General features: G+C 73.1%; 15 protein-coding genes. 8 read left to right on the top strand and 7 right to left on the bottom strand.

Going from position 1 to position 14,676, the window contains the following annotated elements:
* Positions 1 to 129: 129 nt before the first annotated feature.
* From ACIRA5_RS22680 to lgt, 8 genes are all read left to right on the top strand, one after another.
* Positions 130 to 381, top strand: a complete 252-nt coding sequence (locus ACIRA5_RS22680) for an HGxxPAAW family protein (RefSeq protein WP_352046554.1) — start codon at positions 130 to 132, stop codon at positions 379 to 381.
* Positions 382 to 495: 114 nt separating this feature from the next.
* On the top strand, positions 496 to 948 hold the full coding sequence (locus ACIRA5_RS22675; protein ID WP_352046553.1) for a DUF2752 domain-containing protein: 453 nt from the start codon (positions 496 to 498) through the stop codon (positions 946 to 948).
* Positions 949 to 1,106: 158 nt separating this feature from the next.
* Positions 1,107 to 1,916, top strand: a complete 810-nt coding sequence (gene trpC, locus ACIRA5_RS22670) for an indole-3-glycerol phosphate synthase TrpC (RefSeq protein ID WP_403693254.1) — start codon at positions 1,107 to 1,109, stop codon at positions 1,914 to 1,916.
* Positions 1,917 to 1,923: 7 nt separating this feature from the next.
* The gene (trpM, locus tag ACIRA5_RS22665; RefSeq protein ID WP_403693253.1) at positions 1,924 to 2,208 is read left to right on the top strand and encodes a tryptophan biosynthesis modulator TrpM; all 285 of its coding nucleotides are present in this window, start codon (positions 1,924 to 1,926) and stop codon (positions 2,206 to 2,208) included.
* A 196-nt stretch (positions 2,209 to 2,404) separates the two neighbouring features.
* On the top strand, positions 2,405 to 3,697 hold the full coding sequence (gene trpB, locus ACIRA5_RS22660; RefSeq protein ID WP_382190626.1) for a tryptophan synthase subunit beta: 1,293 nt from the start codon (positions 2,405 to 2,407) through the stop codon (positions 3,695 to 3,697).
* Positions 3,694 to 4,509: a tryptophan synthase subunit alpha gene (trpA, locus tag ACIRA5_RS22655; protein ID WP_403693250.1), complete on the top strand. Its 816-nt coding sequence runs from the start codon at positions 3,694 to 3,696 to the stop codon at positions 4,507 to 4,509. Before trpB ends, trpA begins: the two co-directional genes overlap by 4 nt.
* A 117-nt stretch (positions 4,510 to 4,626) precedes the next feature.
* On the top strand, positions 4,627 to 5,403 hold the full coding sequence (locus tag ACIRA5_RS22650) for a DsbA family protein (protein WP_403693248.1): 777 nt from the start codon (positions 4,627 to 4,629) through the stop codon (positions 5,401 to 5,403).
* 191 nt (positions 5,404 to 5,594) lie between these two features.
* Positions 5,595 to 6,671, top strand: a complete 1,077-nt coding sequence (lgt, locus tag ACIRA5_RS22645; protein WP_403693246.1) for a prolipoprotein diacylglyceryl transferase — start codon at positions 5,595 to 5,597, stop codon at positions 6,669 to 6,671.
* 58 nt (positions 6,672 to 6,729) lie between these two features.
* On the opposite strand, the gene ACIRA5_RS22640 is transcribed toward lgt, so the two are convergent.
* From ACIRA5_RS22640 to ACIRA5_RS22610, 7 genes are read right to left on the bottom strand one after another with little or no spacing between them, the layout of a single operon-like run.
* Positions 6,730 to 7,566, bottom strand: coding sequence for an HpcH/HpaI aldolase/citrate lyase family protein (locus tag ACIRA5_RS22640; RefSeq protein WP_403693244.1), 837 nt, complete (start codon positions 7,564 to 7,566; stop codon positions 6,730 to 6,732).
* Positions 7,563 to 8,783 (bottom strand): CaiB/BaiF CoA transferase family protein, encoded by a 1,221-nt coding sequence (locus ACIRA5_RS22635; RefSeq protein ID WP_403693243.1) that lies wholly within the window; start codon positions 8,781 to 8,783, stop codon positions 7,563 to 7,565. The genes ACIRA5_RS22640 and ACIRA5_RS22635 overlap by 4 nt, the downstream gene beginning before the upstream one ends.
* The gene (rbsK, locus tag ACIRA5_RS22630) at positions 8,780 to 9,691 is read right to left on the bottom strand and encodes a ribokinase (protein ID WP_403693242.1); all 912 of its coding nucleotides are present in this window, start codon (positions 9,689 to 9,691) and stop codon (positions 8,780 to 8,782) included. Before rbsK ends, ACIRA5_RS22635 begins: the two co-directional genes overlap by 4 nt.
* Positions 9,688 to 11,073, bottom strand: a complete 1,386-nt coding sequence (locus tag ACIRA5_RS22625) for an ADP-ribosylglycohydrolase family protein (protein ID WP_403693348.1) — start codon at positions 11,071 to 11,073, stop codon at positions 9,688 to 9,690. The genes rbsK and ACIRA5_RS22625 overlap by 4 nt, the downstream gene beginning before the upstream one ends.
* Positions 11,073 to 12,233 (bottom strand): ADP-ribosylglycohydrolase family protein, encoded by a 1,161-nt coding sequence (locus tag ACIRA5_RS22620; protein WP_403693240.1) that lies wholly within the window; start codon positions 12,231 to 12,233, stop codon positions 11,073 to 11,075. Before ACIRA5_RS22620 ends, ACIRA5_RS22625 begins: the two co-directional genes overlap by 1 nt.
* Positions 12,234 to 12,240: 7 nt before the next feature.
* On the bottom strand, positions 12,241 to 13,536 hold the full coding sequence (locus tag ACIRA5_RS22615) for an ADP-ribosylglycohydrolase family protein (RefSeq protein ID WP_403693238.1): 1,296 nt from the start codon (positions 13,534 to 13,536) through the stop codon (positions 12,241 to 12,243).
* Positions 13,533 to 14,633: an ADP-ribosylglycohydrolase family protein gene (locus tag ACIRA5_RS22610; RefSeq protein ID WP_403693237.1), complete on the bottom strand. Its 1,101-nt coding sequence runs from the start codon at positions 14,631 to 14,633 to the stop codon at positions 13,533 to 13,535. The genes ACIRA5_RS22615 and ACIRA5_RS22610 overlap by 4 nt, the downstream gene beginning before the upstream one ends.
* Positions 14,634 to 14,676: the final 43 nt, after the last annotated feature.

The raw sequence follows: 14,676 nt of genomic DNA, 5'->3' as shown, positions 1-14,676 counted from the left end.
GACCTTGGTCGTGACGTGCAGAATGTGATGTGGCAGTCGCCACCCCGCGCTCCCGCCCCAGGCGTGCGTACGGGAGAATGGACGATGAGCGTCCGACTCACACACGTAATCAGCAACGAGGAGCAAGTCATGGCGGGCAGCAGCCACGGTCACACCCCGGCCGCCTGGACCGGTGTCATCATCGCCTTCATCGGTTTCTGCGTCGCGGGTGCCTTCATGGTGATGGCCAACCCGCTGGGCTTCTGGGCCGGCATGGTCATCGTCGTCCTCGGCGGTGTCGTCGGCATGGCCATGCGTGCGGCGGGCCTCGGCCAGCCGAAGAGGACCGCGGCCCCGGTCGCCGCGCACCCGGTCCGCGAGGCCGTCGGCGCCGAGAGCTGACCCCCCAGGGCTTCTCGAGAGGCGGTCCCGGCATTCCCGCCGGGACCGCCTCTCGCGCGTCCGCCCAGGGCGCGCCGCACCCGCGGCGAGCGCGCCACGCCCGGGACGGGCAGAATGCGACGGGTGAACGCCGAAACCCGGAGGGTGACAGGGCCCCGACCTGCTGAGCGGGTCGTGCCGCGGCGGCTCGTCGTCCCCGCGGGGATGCTCGCGGCCGTCGCCGGCGCCTTCGCGTACGTCGGGGCCGTGGACCCCAACCAGCCCGGGCACTACCCCGTCTGCCCGCTGCTGCGCTACACGGGCCTGTACTGCCCCGGCTGCGGCGGTCTGCGCAGCGCGCACGCCTTCGTGCACGGGGACTTCGCGGCGGCTTTCACGGACAACGCGCTCGCCGTCACGGGCTACTTCGTCTTCGCGGTGGTGTGGACCGTCTGGGCGGTCCGCTCGGCGCGCGGACGGCCGCTGCGGATCGACCTGGGGCCCGTGCACCTGTGGAGCGCGGGTGTGTTGCTCCTGGTCTTCACCGTTGTCCGGAACCTGCCCTTCGGTGGCTGGCTGCACCCTTGATCAAATGGCAAACGTCCAGGTAGTGGGACCGGCGTCAACCGGATGTGAAGCCTAGGCCTTCCTCCGGATACCATCGGAGTGACCCGTCATGACCGTCGGAACGGCGGTCTGGGGTCGACAGGCTCAACCGTTCACCGTCAGGGAAGGGGGCCGCTCGCGTGAGTGTGCTCGACGAGATCATCGACGGAGTCCGTGCCGACCTCGCGGAGCGGCAGGCGCGCGTCAGCCTCGACGAGCTCAAGGAGCGCGCGGCCAAGGCTCCCGCGGCCAAGGACGGCCTGGCCGCCCTGCGCGGCGACGGCGTCAAGGTCATCTGTGAGGTCAAGCGCTCCAGCCCGTCCAAGGGCGCGCTCGCCGCGATCGCCGACCCCGCGACCCTGGCCGCGGACTACGAGGCGGGCGGCGCGGCCGTCATCTCGGTGCTGACCGAGCAGCGCCGCTTCGGCGGCTCGCTGGCCGACCTGGAGGCCGTCCGCGCCCGGGTCGACATCCCCGTGCTCCGCAAGGACTTCATCGTCACGTCGTACCAGCTGTGGGAGGCCCGCGCGTACGGCGCCGACCTCGCGCTGCTGATCGTGTCCGCCCTCGACCAGGCCGCCCTGGAGTCCCTCATCGAGCGCGCGGAGTCCATCGGGCTCACACCGCTCGTCGAGGTGCACGACGAGGACGAGGCCGAGCGGGCGGTGGACGCCGGGGCGAAGGTCATCGGCGTCAACGCGCGCGACCTCAAAACCCTCAAGATCGACCGCACCACCTTCGAGCGGGTCGCTCCCGAGATCCCGTCCGGCCTCGTCAAGGTCGCCGAGTCCGGCGTCCGCGGGCCGCACGACCTCATCGCGTACGCCAACGCCGGCGCCGACGCGGTCCTGGTGGGCGAGTCCCTCGTCACGGGCCGCGACCCGAAGACGGCGGTCGCCGACCTCGTCGCGGCCGGGGCCCACCCCGCGCTGCGCCACGGACGGAGCTGACACCCCGGTGCACAGCGCGCCCCACGCCACCGCCGTCACCCGTCCGGGCCCACGCCCCGACGGGGGAGTGGCGTGCGTGCGGGCGGCTGCCGCCGGGACGCGCGATCCCTACGCCCGCCTCGCCCGCGGTTGCCGGCCGCGCGGCTGCCGGGCACCGGCCCGCCGCGTCCACGGGCGCCGCGTGCGGTATGTCATCGGTGACGAACCGGGCCAGGTCAACGGCATGCGATGGCCCGCCGGCGCACGCGTATCAGGCGCTGTTCCGGGCCCGCCGCACCCCGCGGTGAGCTGACGGCTTCCCGGCTCGGCCGGGGGCTTCCCGGCCGCCGCTTTCCGTGTGCCCCGGCTCGTTTCCCGAGGATTTCGTCTCCGGGAAACGGCGGGTGGGCGGGAAACGAACGGTGTCGTCCGGGCAACCTGTGCGTGCGCGACCGACGTGACCCCTGTCCGACCTGTAACCGGGGCTGTCGCCCCTGCGAGGTATCCGCATGCCCAGCGAGTTCTTCATTCCCGACCCCGAGGGTCAAGTTCCCACCGCCGAGGGGTACTTCGGCGCGTTCGGCGGCAAGTTCATCCCGGAGGCGCTGGTCGCCGCCGTGGACGAGGTCGCCGTCGAGTACGACAAGGCGAAGGCGGACCCCGAGTTCGCCCGCGAGCTCGACGACCTGCTCGTCCACTACACCGGGCGGCCGAGCTCACTCACCGAGGTGTCCCGCTTCGCCGAACACGCCGGTGGCGCGCGCGTCTTCCTCAAGCGCGAGGACCTCAACCACACCGGGTCTCACAAGATCAACAACGTGCTCGGTCAGGCCCTCCTCACCAAGCGGATGGGCAAGACCCGCGTCATCGCCGAGACCGGCGCCGGTCAGCACGGCGTGGCCACCGCCACCGCCTGCGCGCTCTTCGGCCTCGAGTGCACGATCTACATGGGTGAGATCGACACCCAGCGGCAGGCACTCAACGTGGCCCGCATGCGCATGCTGGGCGCCGAGGTCATCGCCGTGAAGTCCGGCTCCCGCACCCTCAAGGACGCCATCAACGAGGCCTTCCGGGACTGGGTCGCCAACGTCGACCGCACGCACTACCTCTTCGGGACCGTCGCGGGGCCGCACCCCTTCCCCGCCATGGTCCGCGACTTCCACCGGGTCATCGGCGTCGAGGCCCGGCGGCAGATCCTGGAGCGCGCCGGACGGCTTCCCGACGCGGCCATCGCCTGCGTCGGCGGCGGCTCCAACGCCATCGGCCTCTTCCACGCCTTCATCCCGGACGCGGACGTACGCCTCATCGGCTGCGAGCCCGCCGGACACGGCGTGGAGACCGGGGAGCACGCCGCGACCCTGACCGCCGGTGAACCCGGCATCCTGCACGGGTCGCGGTCGTACGTCCTCCAGGACGAGGAAGGGCAGATCACCGAGCCCTACTCCATCTCGGCGGGCCTCGACTACCCGGGCATCGGACCCGAGCACTCGTACCTCAAGGACAGCGGCCGCGGCGAGTACCGCGCGGTCACCGACGACGCGGCCATGCAGGCCCTGCGCCTGCTCTCCCGCACCGAGGGCATCATCCCGGCGATCGAGAGCGCCCACGCGCTCGCCGGGGCCCTGGAGGTCGGCAAGGAACTGGGCAAGGACGGGCTGATCATCGTCAACCTGTCCGGGCGCGGCGACAAGGACATGGACACGGCCGCCCGCTACTTCGGCCTGTACGACACCGCTGCCGACGCCGTCGTCGAGCCGGACGCCGACAGTGACACCGCCGAGATCGAGGGGGACGCCAAGTGAGCGGCAACATCCAGCTGTTGAGCGACACCCTCGCCGCCGCGAAGGCGGAGGGGCGCTCCACGCTCATCGCGTACCTACCGGCCGGGTTCCCGACGGTCGACGGCGGGATCGCGGCCGTCAAGGCCGTCTTCGAGGGCGGCGCGGACATCGTCGAGGTCGGTCTGCCGCACAGCGACCCCGTCCTCGACGGTCCCGTCATCCAGACCGCCGACGACATCGCCCTCAAGGGCGGCGTCAAGATCGCCGACGTCATGCGCACGGTCCGTGAGGCACACGGGGCCACCGGGAAGCCGGTGCTCGTCATGACGTACTGGAACCCCATCGACCGCTACGGCGTCGAGCGCTTCACCGCCGAACTGGCGGAGGCGGGCGGCGCGGGCTGCATCCTGCCCGACCTGCCCGTCCAGGAGTCGGCGCTGTGGCGTGAGCACGCGGAGAAGCACGGCCTCGCGACCGTCTTCGTCGTCGCGCCCAGCAGCAAGGACGCCCGGCTCGCCGAGATCACCGCGGCGGGCAGCGGCTTCGTGTACGCGGCCTCGCTGATGGGTGTCACGGGCACGCGGGAGTCCGTGGGGGCCCAGGCCCAGGACCTGGTGCGGCGCACCAAGGCCACCACCGAGCTGCCGGTCTGCGTCGGCCTCGGTGTCTCCAACGCCACCCAGGCGGCCGAGGTGGCCGGCTTCGCCGACGGCGTGATCGTCGGCTCGGCCTTCGTCAAGCGGATGCTGGACGCGGCGGACGAGGCCGCGGGCCTCGACGCGGTCCGCGCCCTCGCGGGCGATCTGGCGAAGGGCGTGCGCGGCACCGCCTGAGACACCTTCCGCCGCGTACGCGTCCTGTTGCGTACGTAACGGACCATCCACTCACTCGAACGGGTGGACCTGGGACCGGGGAGGCGCGCTGCGCCTCCCCGGTTCGTTCTGCCGGTTGTGAGCGAGAAGAACCGTGACGGAAAGCGCACCGCCCGCGAGCGGATGGCGGTCGAGCGAGAGAAGCAGAAGTCCGCGGACAGGCGCCGCCGGGCGCTGATCGTGGGCGCGTCGGTGGTGTGCGTCCTGGCCCTTGCCGGGGTGGTGGGCGTCCTTGCCGCCAACTCGGGCAAGGACAAGAAGAGCGCCGCGTCGGGCCCGGCCGTGTCGCCTTCGGGTGCGACCGGCAAGGACGGCCTCGCGATCCCTGTCGGCAAGGACGGCGCCAAGTCGACCCTCACGGTCTGGGAGGACTTCCGCTGCCCGGCCTGTCAGGCCTTCGAGACGGTGTACCGCCCGACGATCCACGAGCTGGTGGACGCCGGAAAGCTCAGGGTCGAGTACCACCTGGTCACGCTCATCGACGACGGCAGGGGAGGCAGCGGCTCCCGGCACGCGGCCAATGCCGCGGCCTGCGCACAGGACGCCGGAAAGTTCACGGCGTACCACGACGTGCTCTACGAGAACCAGCCCAGCGAGACCACCGACGACTTCTCGAACGACAGCAAGCTCATCGAGCTGGCGGGCAAGGTCGACGGCCTGGACACCCCCGCCTTCCAGAAGTGCGTCAAGGACGGCACGCACAACAGCTGGGTCGTGAAGTCGAACGCCGCCTTCCAGAGCAGCGGATTCCGGGGCACGCCGACCGTGCTGCTGGGCGGCAAGAACATCTACGAGGACCAGACGATGACCCCCGCGAAGCTCAAGCAGATGGTGGAGGCGGCGAACAAGGCCTGAGCCCCGCGTCGGCCCTGTGCCCCCGGCTCGGACACGGGCCGGGGGCGACTCATGTCGTTGCTCACGTCCTGACCCGAGTTGTGGTCTCTGTCACGGCCCCTGGCGGGGCCTCTGTTCAGGGCTCCTGTTATGGACCCGTAGCCCGGCTGCTTGCCGTGGGTCCGGTCCGGCAGGGTAGCGTCGACCCTGCCATGGATATCGCCTACATTCCCAGCCCGTCGCACGGTGTGGTGCACCTCGGCCCCATCCCCCTGCGCGGCTACGCGTTCTGCATCATCATCGGCGTCTTCGTAGCCGTCTGGCTCGGCAACAAACGCTGGATCGCCCGGGGCGGGCGGCCCGGCACGGTGGCCGACATCGCGGTGTGGGCCGTCCCGTTCGGCCTGGTCGGCGGCCGGCTCTACCACGTGATCACGGACTACGAGCTGTACTTCAGCGACGGCCGTGACTGGGTGGACGCCTTCAAGGTGTGGCAGGGCGGCCTCGGCATCTGGGGCGCGATCGCGCTCGGTGCGGTGGGCGCGTGGATCGGCTGCCGCCGACGCGGCATCCCGCTCCCCGCCTGGGCCGACGCCCTCGCCCCCGGCATCGTCTTCGCCCAGGCCATCGGGCGCTGGGGCAACTGGTTCAACCAGGAGCTGTACGGCAAGGCGACGGACGTGCCGTGGGCGCTGCACATCACGTCCTCCACGGACGGGCGCGTGCCGGGGTACTACCACCCGACGTTCCTGTACGAGTCCCTGTGGTGCGTCGGCGTCGGCTTCCTCGTCATCTGGGCGGACCGCCGCTTCAAGCTGGGCCACGGGCGGGCGTTCGCGCTGTACGTCGCCGCGTACTGCGTCGGCCGCGGCTGGATCGAGTACATGCGCGTCGACGACGCCCACCACATCCTGGGCCTGCGTCTCAACGACTGGACCGCGATGGTGGTCTTCCTCCTCGCGGTGACCTACATCGTGGTGTCGGCGAGGCTGCGGCCGGGACGCGAGGAGGTCGTCGAGCCGGACGGGGACACCCCCGACGGGGATGCGGTCGACCTCGACAAGAAGTCCGACAGCGAGGCCGGCAGCAAGGCTGACGACGAGGCCGACGAGACGACCGACAAGAAGTCCGACGCCAAGAAGTCCGACGCCGAGAAGTCCGACGGCAAGAAGCCCGACGCGAAGACGGACACCGAGTCCGACGAACCCGCGCAGTCCGCGCAGTCCGAGGAGCCCGAGGAGTCCGTGGAGGCGACGAGGGGCGAGGCCGAGTCGGCCAAGAAGGTCTGAGTTCCTCCGGTACGTCGAAGGGGGGCGCCGCGTCCGAGGACGCGGCGCCCCCCTTCGCTCATTTCCGGCGGGAGAGCGCCAGCGTGCGGCGGGCGCCCGCCACGACCGCCGCGTCCACGAACCGGCCGTCGGGCAGGGCCTGGGCGCCCGGCTCGGTGGCGGCGGCTTTGACGATGAGCTCGGCGGTCTCGACCTCGGCCGGGGTCGGGAGATAGGCGTGTTCGATCACCGGGAGCTGGCGGGGGTGGATGGCCGCGCGGCCGAGGAAGCCCAGGGTGCGCCCGTGGGCACAGGAGGCGGCGAGGCCTTCGAGATCCCGGATGTCCGGGTAGATCGACTGCGTGGGCGGCGCGAGGCCTGCGGCCCGGGCGGCGACCACGATCCGGGCGCGGGCCCAGTCCAGGCCCGCGTCCTCCCGTACGCCCAGGTCGGCCCGTAGATCCGCTTCCCCCAGTCCGATGCCGCGCACCGCCGGGTGGGCCGCGGCGATGGTGAAGGCGTGTTCGACACCGAGGGCGGTTTCCAGGAGGGCGTACAGGGGGATCGCGCCTCCCTCGGAGGGGGCCGAGTGCTCCGCGACCCGGACGACGTCGGCCGGGGAGGTCACCTTGGGCAGCCGGAGGCCACAGAGGCCGGGGAGCGGGGCGAGCGTCCTCAGGTCGGCCTCGGCGAAGGGTCCGTCCAGCGCGTTCACGCGGACGTGGACGGGGACCGGGGGAGGGTCCGAGAGCAACTCGGCGGTGGCGGCGCGGGCGTACTTCTTGCGGTGCGGGGCGACCGCGTCCTCCAGGTCGATCAGGACGACGTCCGCGCCGGAGACGAGGGCCTTGGCCACCACTTCCGGGCGGTCTCCGGGGGCGTAGAGCCAGGTGAGCGGGAGGGCCGGGATCCTCATAGGGCGCCTTCCGATCTGAGGGTGGTGATCTCGGCCTCGGACAGGCCGAGTTCGGTGAGGACGGCGTCCGTGTCGGCGCCGTGGGGGCGGCCCGTCCAGCGGATCGCGCCGGGGGTGGTGGAGAGCCGGAAGAGCACGTTCTGCATGCGCAGGGGGCCGAGTTCGGGGTCGGCGACGGTGGTGATCGTGTCCAGGGCCGCGTACTGCGGGTCCTCCATCACATCCCGTACGTCCTGGATCGGGGCCACCGCCGCCTCCGCCTTCTCGAAGGCGTCCAGGACCTCGGCGCGGCGGTGGCGGGCGATCCAGGAGCCCACCGCCTCGTCCAGGACGTCCGCGTGGCGGGCCCGGTCGGCGCCCGTCGCGAACCACGGTTCCTCGATCAGCTCCGGGCGTCCGACCAGCCGCATCAGCCGCTCGGCGATCGACTGGGCGGAGGTCGAGACGGCGACCCAGGAGCCGTCCGCCGTGCGGTAGGTGTTGCGGGGCGCGTTGTTCGCGGAGCGGTTGCCGGTGCGGGGCTGGACGTAACCCAACTGGTCGTACCAGAGCGGCTGCGGGCCGAGCACGGTGAGGATCGGCTCGATGATCGCCATGTCGACCACCTGGCCGCGGTCCGAAGCGTCGCGGGCGTGGAGCGCGGCCATGACGGCGTACGCCGTCGCCAGGCCCGCGATCGAGTCGGCCAGGCCGAAGGGCGGCAGAGTCGGCGAGGAGTCCGGTTCGCCGGTGATCGCCGCGAAGCCGCTCATCGCCTCGGCGAGGGTGCCGAAGCCGGGGCGGTGCGCGTACGGGCCGAACTGGCCGAAGGCGGTCACGCGGGCGAGGACGAGGCGGGGGTTGGCGGCCGACAGCTCCGCCCAGCCGAGGTCCCACTTCTCCAGGGTGCCGGGCCGGAAGTTCTCGATGATCACGTCGGCGGTGGCGGCGAGGCGCAGGAGGGTGGCACGGCCGCCGGGCCTGGACAGGTCGAGGGTGATGGTGCGTTTGTTGCGGCCGAGGAGTTTCCACCACAGGCCGATGCCGTCCTTCGACGGGCCGTGGCCCCGGGAGGGGTCGGGCTTGGCCGGGTGCTCGACCTTGACGACCTCCGCGCCGAAGTCGCCGAGCATGGTGGCGGCGAGCGGTCCGGCGAACAGGGTGGCGAGGTCGAGGACGCGCAGCCCGGTGAGCGGACCGCGATCCGTCCCCGTCTCCGCACCCGTATGCCCGCTCATGAGGTGTGCCGGGTGTGCGAGGCGGCCTGGGCGTCGATCTCGGAGCGGTACGGCATCGAGGGCGAGGCGCCGACGCGCTGCACCGACAGGGACGCGGCCGTCGACGCCCATGCGAGGGCGGCGCGCATCGGCCGGCCCTCGGCGAGTGCGACCGCCAGGGTGCCGACGAAGGTGTCGCCCGCGCCGGTCGAGTCCACGGCGGTGACCCGGGGCGCGGGCACGCTGAGGGGTTCGGCGCCGCGGGCCGCGTACAGACTGCCCGCCGCGCCCAGGGTGACCACGACTTCCGGTACCTGGTCGAGCAGGGCGATGGCCGCTTCGTGGGGGTCGGTGACGCCGGTGAGCGCGGCGGCCTCGTGCTCGTTGGGCACCAACAGGTCGATGGAGGCGAGGAGTTCGGGCGGCAGGGACTGTACGGGGGAGGGGGTCAGGATGGTCCGGACGCCGTGGCGGCGCGCGGCCTCGGCGCCCGCGAGGACGGCGGCCAGCGGGATCTCCAGCTGGAGCAGCAGTGCGTCGGCGCCGGCGATGAGGGCCTCGTCGCCGGGGGCGAGGTGGTCGACGGTGGCGTTGGCGCCGGGGATGACGACGATCGCGTTGCCGCCCTCGTCGTCCACGACGATGTGCGCGGTGCCGGACGGGCCCTCGGTGGTGCGCAGGTGGTCGGTGTCCACGCCCGAGTGCTCCAGGGTCGTACGGAGCTGGGAGCCGAAGGTGTCGGCGCCCACCGCGCCGATCATCGAGACGTCGGAGCCCGCGTGGGCCGCGGCCACCGCCTGGCCTGCGCCCTTGCCGCCGGGGATCGTACGGAACTCCCGTCCCGTCACGGTCTCTCCGCGCTGCGGGGCCTTCGCGACGTACGCGACGAGGTCCATGTTCGTGCTGCCGAGCACGGCGATGAGGGTCATGGGTGACGGGTCTCCCGTTGCGTGAGCTGGTGGGTCAGCCGGTGGGTCAGCTGGGCGAGGGTGTCGAAGCCGACGCCGTCGAAGTCGGCGACGGAGGTGGCGAGGCGGTTCTTGAGGGGGGTGGTCCAGCGGTCGGGGAGCGCGGCGGGGGCGCCGGTGACCAGGCCCGCGACGCTGCCCGCCGTCGCGCCGTTGGAGTCGGTGTCCCAGCCACCGGACACCGCGCGACAGATGGAGGCGGAGAAGTCGCCGTTCGCGTGGGTGAGGGCGGCGGCGATCAGGGCGGTGTTGGGGAGGGCGTGGACCCAGTGGTAGGCGCGGTGGGTGGTGTGCAGTGCGTCGACGACCGTGTCGAAGTCCTCGGTGGCGCGGGCGAGGTGAACGGCGTGGCGGATCGCCTCGGCCAGCCGGGAGGCGGGGGGCACGACGGTGAGGCCGGTGCGCAGGCAGGCGTGGATGTCGGCGTGGCCGGTGGCCGCCTCGGCGATGGTGGCCGCCGTGAACATCGCGGCGTACACGCCGTTCGCGGTGTGGGTGAGGGTGGCGTCCCGGTGGGCCGCTTCCGCGGCGGCGGCCGGATCGCCCGGGTTGGTCCAGCCGTGGACGTCGGCACGGATCAGGGCGCCGATCCATTCGCGGAAAGGGTTGCGGTGGTGGGCCGTGTGCGGGGGTTCGATGCCGGTGAGCAGGTTGCGGTAGGCGACGCGCTCGGCGGTGAACGTGCGGCCGGCGGGGAGTTCGTCCAGCCAGACGCGGGCCACGTCGGCGGTCGTGAAGTCCCTGCCGTACCGCTGGAGCAACAGGAGGTTCAGGAGGGGGTAGTTGAGGTCGTCGTCCTCGGGCATGCCGTCGATGTTCTCGGCGAGGGAGGTGAGGGCGGAGCGTCTGTTCCAGGGGTGGGCCCGCAGGAGGTCGTCGGGTACGCCCCGAGCGGTGAACCAGGTGCGCAGGGGCCAGTTCCCGCCGGCCCGGGCCAGGTCGCGGATCCCTTCGAGGGGGAGCTTCTCCACCGGTTTGCCGAGCAGACAACCGACCGCTCTACCGAGCCAGGCGGCTTCCAGGCGGGCCGGGGCGGGGGCCGGTGCGGGCCCCGGCCGAGCGGGCCAGTCCGGGCAGTGGGCCTTGATCCGCTCCAGGTCCGTCGGCTCTGTGTCCGCCAACCCGCTGGGCAGCTCCGCCAGTTCGTCCAGGAGGTCTCCGGCCAGTGCGCGCAGATACCGCGAGGCGGGTGTCGGGGACGTGCCCGCGCGCGGTGGGGCCTTCGCACCGCCCGCCGCGTGCCAGCGGGCGGCGATCGCCTCCGGTGCGCGGCCGTCCTGGTACGCCTGGGCGAGTTCGTGGCCGAGAAGGTCCTCGGGCTGGACCCAGGTCAGTCGGAGCATCATGGGGTCCCCGTCAGCTCGGCGTACGCGGACTCGTGGGCGCGGCGACGGCCCACGTCACGGGCGAAGATCTCGCGGGCCACCCCGGTGAGGGTGGTCGCCGGGGCGTGCAGATCCAGGCGGCTGGACTCGGCGACCGTCTTGGCCCAGTCGTGGGGGATCTCGGAGCCGAGGGCACCGGCGAGGGCGCCGGACATGGTGGCGATGGAGTCGCAGTCGCGGCCGTAGTTCACCGAGCCGAGGACCGCGTGCCGGTAGTCGCCCCCGGAGAGCACCAACATGCCCAGGGCCACGGGGAGTTCCTCGATCGCGTGGAGGCGGGAGGGGCGGCGGGCGGCGAGGGAGGGGGAGCGGTAGTCGGGGCCGACCGTGTCGTAGGGGGCCACCGCCTCGCGGAGCGGGATCAGCGCCGACTCGAAGTCCGTGTGGCGGGCGGCGACTTCGCAGACCGCCTCGATCGCCGACCGGGTGCCGTCCTTCGCCAGGGACAGGCAGGCCGCGACGACCGAGTCCGGGCTCGCCCCGGGCGCGCACGCCGCCGCGACCCCCGCCGCGAAGACGCCCGCCGCCTCCCGCCCGTACGACGACTGGTGGGCACCCGCGACGTCGAGCGCCTCGGTGTACGCGCCCGCCGGGTTGGCCGCGTTGACCAGGCCGACCGGCGCCATGTACATCGCGGCGCCGCAGTTGACGATGTTGCCGGTGCCGGCCTCCCGGGGGTCCACATGGCCGTAGTGGAGGCGGGCCACCAGCCACTTCTCCGCGAGGAAGATGCGCTGGAGGGGGATGGCGTCGGCCTCCAGTTCCGGGATCCAGCGCGGGCCCGTCATGAGGTCGGGGACCAGGTGCTCGGCGACGGCGTACGCGTCGAGGTGGTCGCGGACGGTGGCGTAGACGCGTACCAGCGCGTGGGTCATCAGGGTGTCGTCGGTGACGTGTCCGTCGCCCTTGTGGTACGGGGCGATAGGGCGGGCGGTGCGCCAGGCGTCGCCGTTCCAGGGGCCGACGATGCCGTGGATCCGGCCGCCGTGCCGTTCGACGATCTGCTCGGGGGTGTAGCCCTCGACGGGGCCGCCGAGCGCGTCGCCGACGGCGGCTCCGACGAGGGCTCCGGTGATGCGTTCGTCGAGGGTTCCCGATCCTTCTCCTTTGGGCGTCATGCCCGAATCATCCCTCTGGGGTGGCCAGTTCCGTCGCTTCCAGGAGGTCGGCGAGTCCGATCAGGTCCGTGCCCGTGAGCCGGGGCAGCGCGCAGCCGGACAGGATGCGGCAGGCGTTGCGCCAGGAGGCGGGGATCGCGGCGCCGCCGCCCAGCGCGCCGGTGAGCGCGCCCGCGAGGGCCGGGGCCGAGTCCGCCACCCGGGACAGACAGGCGGCGGCGGGCACCGCCTCCGCGATCCGGCCGCGTGCGGCGGTGGCCAGGGCGAGGGCGACCGGCACGGTCTCCGCCGCCGCGATGCCGTAGCTGTAGACGTGGTCGACGATCTGGTGTTCCAGGAGGGGGACCAGGGCGAAGGTGTCCTCGCTGGCGCGGGCGAGCCGCAGTGCGTGCCGTGCGTTGCGGCCGATCTCCGTCGACTCGGGGAGCTCGGCGAGGGCGGCGTCCGCGCAGGCGTCGACGTCGGCCCCGGCGAGGGCGAGCGCGAGGGCCGCGGCCATCGCGCGGGCGCCGTGCACCCCGTCGCCGTCCTGGCTGTAGCGGGCGTCGAACTCGGCGAGTTCCGCGGCGAGTCGGGGGTCGCCCGGATGTGCCACGGCGAGCACACAGGCCCGTACGCAGGCCGCGTCGTCGAAGTAGTGCGGGTTGTCGTGGCCGGTGGCGGGTGGGCGCAGCCCGGTGGCGAGGTTGCCCAGGCCCGCCCGTACGGAGATCCGGGCGCGCAGGGGGAGCAGCGCGGACTCGACCTCGGGGGCGCGCTCGGCGGCCGCGGCGACCTCGCTGGCGACGGCGTTCCAGGACAGGTCGATGGACGCCCGCATCCGGCGTTCCCGGCTCAGGTCGCCGAGCGCGCTGCGGTCCCCGGCGCGCAGCACGGCCTCCGCCGCGAACGCCGCCCATTCCGCGTCGTCCGACGGGCCGAGCCGCAGGGGTTCCGGCGGCTGGTTCAGCGCGATCGGCACGGGCAGGGTCGTCGTCGCGTTCTGTTCCGCGAAGGTGTCCAGCTCGCGGGTCAGCCGCCGGGTCCACTCGGGCATCCGGGCCGCGCGGTGCCGGCCGGCGGGCCAGCCCGCGGCGTCGCCCGCGGCCAGCCCGAGCAGGAGGCCCTCGATCCGGCGGGGGCGCGGGGCCGGTGCGGGGGCGGCGCCCGGTTCGGTACGGGGGGCCGTGCCCGACGAGAGTGAGTCCCCGGTGTCGGTCGTCGTGGGGGAGTCCTCGATGTCGCAGATCGAGACCGGTCCCCCGGCTTCCGGTGCCGAGGCCGATCCCGTACCGGGTTCGTCGCCCACCAGGCCGGGTCTCATGGCTGCACCTCGTCATCGTCGTCGGCAAGGATGTAATCGCTGGTGAGGGCGTACAGGTCGGGGGGAGGAGGTGCCGTGCTCCCGGTTCCCCACTTCCCGTCGTCCCCCGGTGTGAGCAGTTCCGCCACGTCCAGTACGTGGTGGCCCGCCATGGAGGGCAGGCAGCTGCCGCGTGCCGGGCCGATCGCCGCCGCCCAGTCCGCCGGGATCGCGGCGGCGCCCCGGGTCGCCCCGGCCAGCGCGCCCGCCACCGCGGCCGTGGTGTCGGCGTCGCGGCCCATGTTGACGGCGGTCAGGACGGACTCGGTGAAGTCGCCGTCGGCTGCGGCGTACGCGCCGAAGGCGAGGGCGACGGCCTCCGGGGCCAGGTCGGTCCAGGGGTAGCCGCCGATGACGACCGCCGAGCGGACCGCCCGTTCCCCGCGGTGGGCGACGGTCACCGCCCGGCGCAGGGAGCGGGCCGTCCAGGAGTCGTCCGGGATCACGGCGAGCGCGGAGGCGACCACCGCGATCGTGGCCGCGCCCGCCATGGCCGCCGCGACCCCCGCAGCGACCGCCTGGCCGCCGTAGATGCCCTCGCCTTCGTGGCTCACCGAGCCGTCGATCGCCACCAGCCGCGCCGCCTCCGCCGGGCGGCCCGCCGCGAAGACGCCGAAGGGGGCCGCGCGCATCGCCAGACCGTCGCTCCAGGCGTGCCGGTGCTGGGCGGAGATGGGGGCCGCGAGTCCCCGGCGCAGGTTCTCCAGGGTGCCGCGCTCGCTGAAGCCGGCGCCCCGGAACGGCCCCTCGTCGCGGTCGGCGATCCACTGGTGCCAGGCCGCCTCGACATGCGTCACGGTGAGCGCCGAACCGTGCCGGGCCAGCAGCAGTCCCGAGAAGATCGCGTACTCCGTGTCGTCCGTCCCGGCCGGGTGCTCGGCGACGTACCCCGTGATCCGTCCCCACTTCGCGCGGATCTGCGACGGCCTCATGTTCTCGGCGGGCGCGCCCAGCGCGTCCCCGACGGCGAGGCCGAGCAGCGCGCCGCGGGCCCGCTCGCGCAGAGCGGCCGAGTCCCCGGGTGCCGGGACGGAGGGAATGCAGGCGATGGAAGCCATACGGTGCCTCTCCTCTCAGGGCGCAGAGCCCTTTGGGGATGTG

Source organism: Streptomyces sp. NPDC096311, from assembly GCF_044763085.1.
Taxonomy (GTDB): Bacteria; Actinomycetota; Actinomycetes; order Streptomycetales; family Streptomycetaceae; genus Streptomyces.
The sequence above is the reverse complement of the archived record's forward strand: the minus strand, read 5'-3'. Positions and strand labels throughout refer to the sequence as shown.

What these genes read in the sequence shown, in the direction of transcription:
- rbsK (WP_403693242.1), bottom strand. Translation starts at nt 9,691, where the DNA reads ATGACCCTCATCGCCGTGCTCGGCAGCACGAACATGGACCTCGTCGCG.
- ACIRA5_RS22610 (WP_403693237.1), bottom strand. Translation starts at nt 14,633, where the DNA reads ATGGCTTCCATCGCCTGCATTCCCTCCGTCCCGGCACCCGGGGACTCG.
- lgt (WP_403693246.1), top strand. Translation starts at nt 5,595, where the DNA reads ATGGATATCGCCTACATTCCCAGCCCGTCGCACGGTGTGGTGCACCTC.
- trpB (WP_382190626.1), top strand. Translation starts at nt 2,405, where the DNA reads ATGCCCAGCGAGTTCTTCATTCCCGACCCCGAGGGTCAAGTTCCCACC.
- ACIRA5_RS22620 (WP_403693240.1), bottom strand. Translation starts at nt 12,233, where the DNA reads ATGACGCCCAAAGGAGAAGGATCGGGAACCCTCGACGAACGCATCACC.
- ACIRA5_RS22640 (WP_403693244.1), bottom strand. Translation starts at nt 7,566, where the DNA reads ATGAGGATCCCGGCCCTCCCGCTCACCTGGCTCTACGCCCCCGGAGAC.
- ACIRA5_RS22625 (WP_403693348.1), bottom strand. Translation starts at nt 11,073, where the DNA reads ATGCTCCGACTGACCTGGGTCCAGCCCGAGGACCTTCTCGGCCACGAA.
- ACIRA5_RS22615 (WP_403693238.1), bottom strand. Translation starts at nt 13,536, where the DNA reads ATGAGACCCGGCCTGGTGGGCGACGAACCCGGTACGGGATCGGCCTCG.
- ACIRA5_RS22675 (WP_352046553.1), top strand. Translation starts at nt 496, where the DNA reads ATGCGACGGGTGAACGCCGAAACCCGGAGGGTGACAGGGCCCCGACCT.
- ACIRA5_RS22635 (WP_403693243.1), bottom strand. Translation starts at nt 8,783, where the DNA reads ATGAGCGGGCATACGGGTGCGGAGACGGGGACGGATCGCGGTCCGCTC.
- ACIRA5_RS22680 (WP_352046554.1), top strand. Translation starts at nt 130, where the DNA reads ATGGCGGGCAGCAGCCACGGTCACACCCCGGCCGCCTGGACCGGTGTC.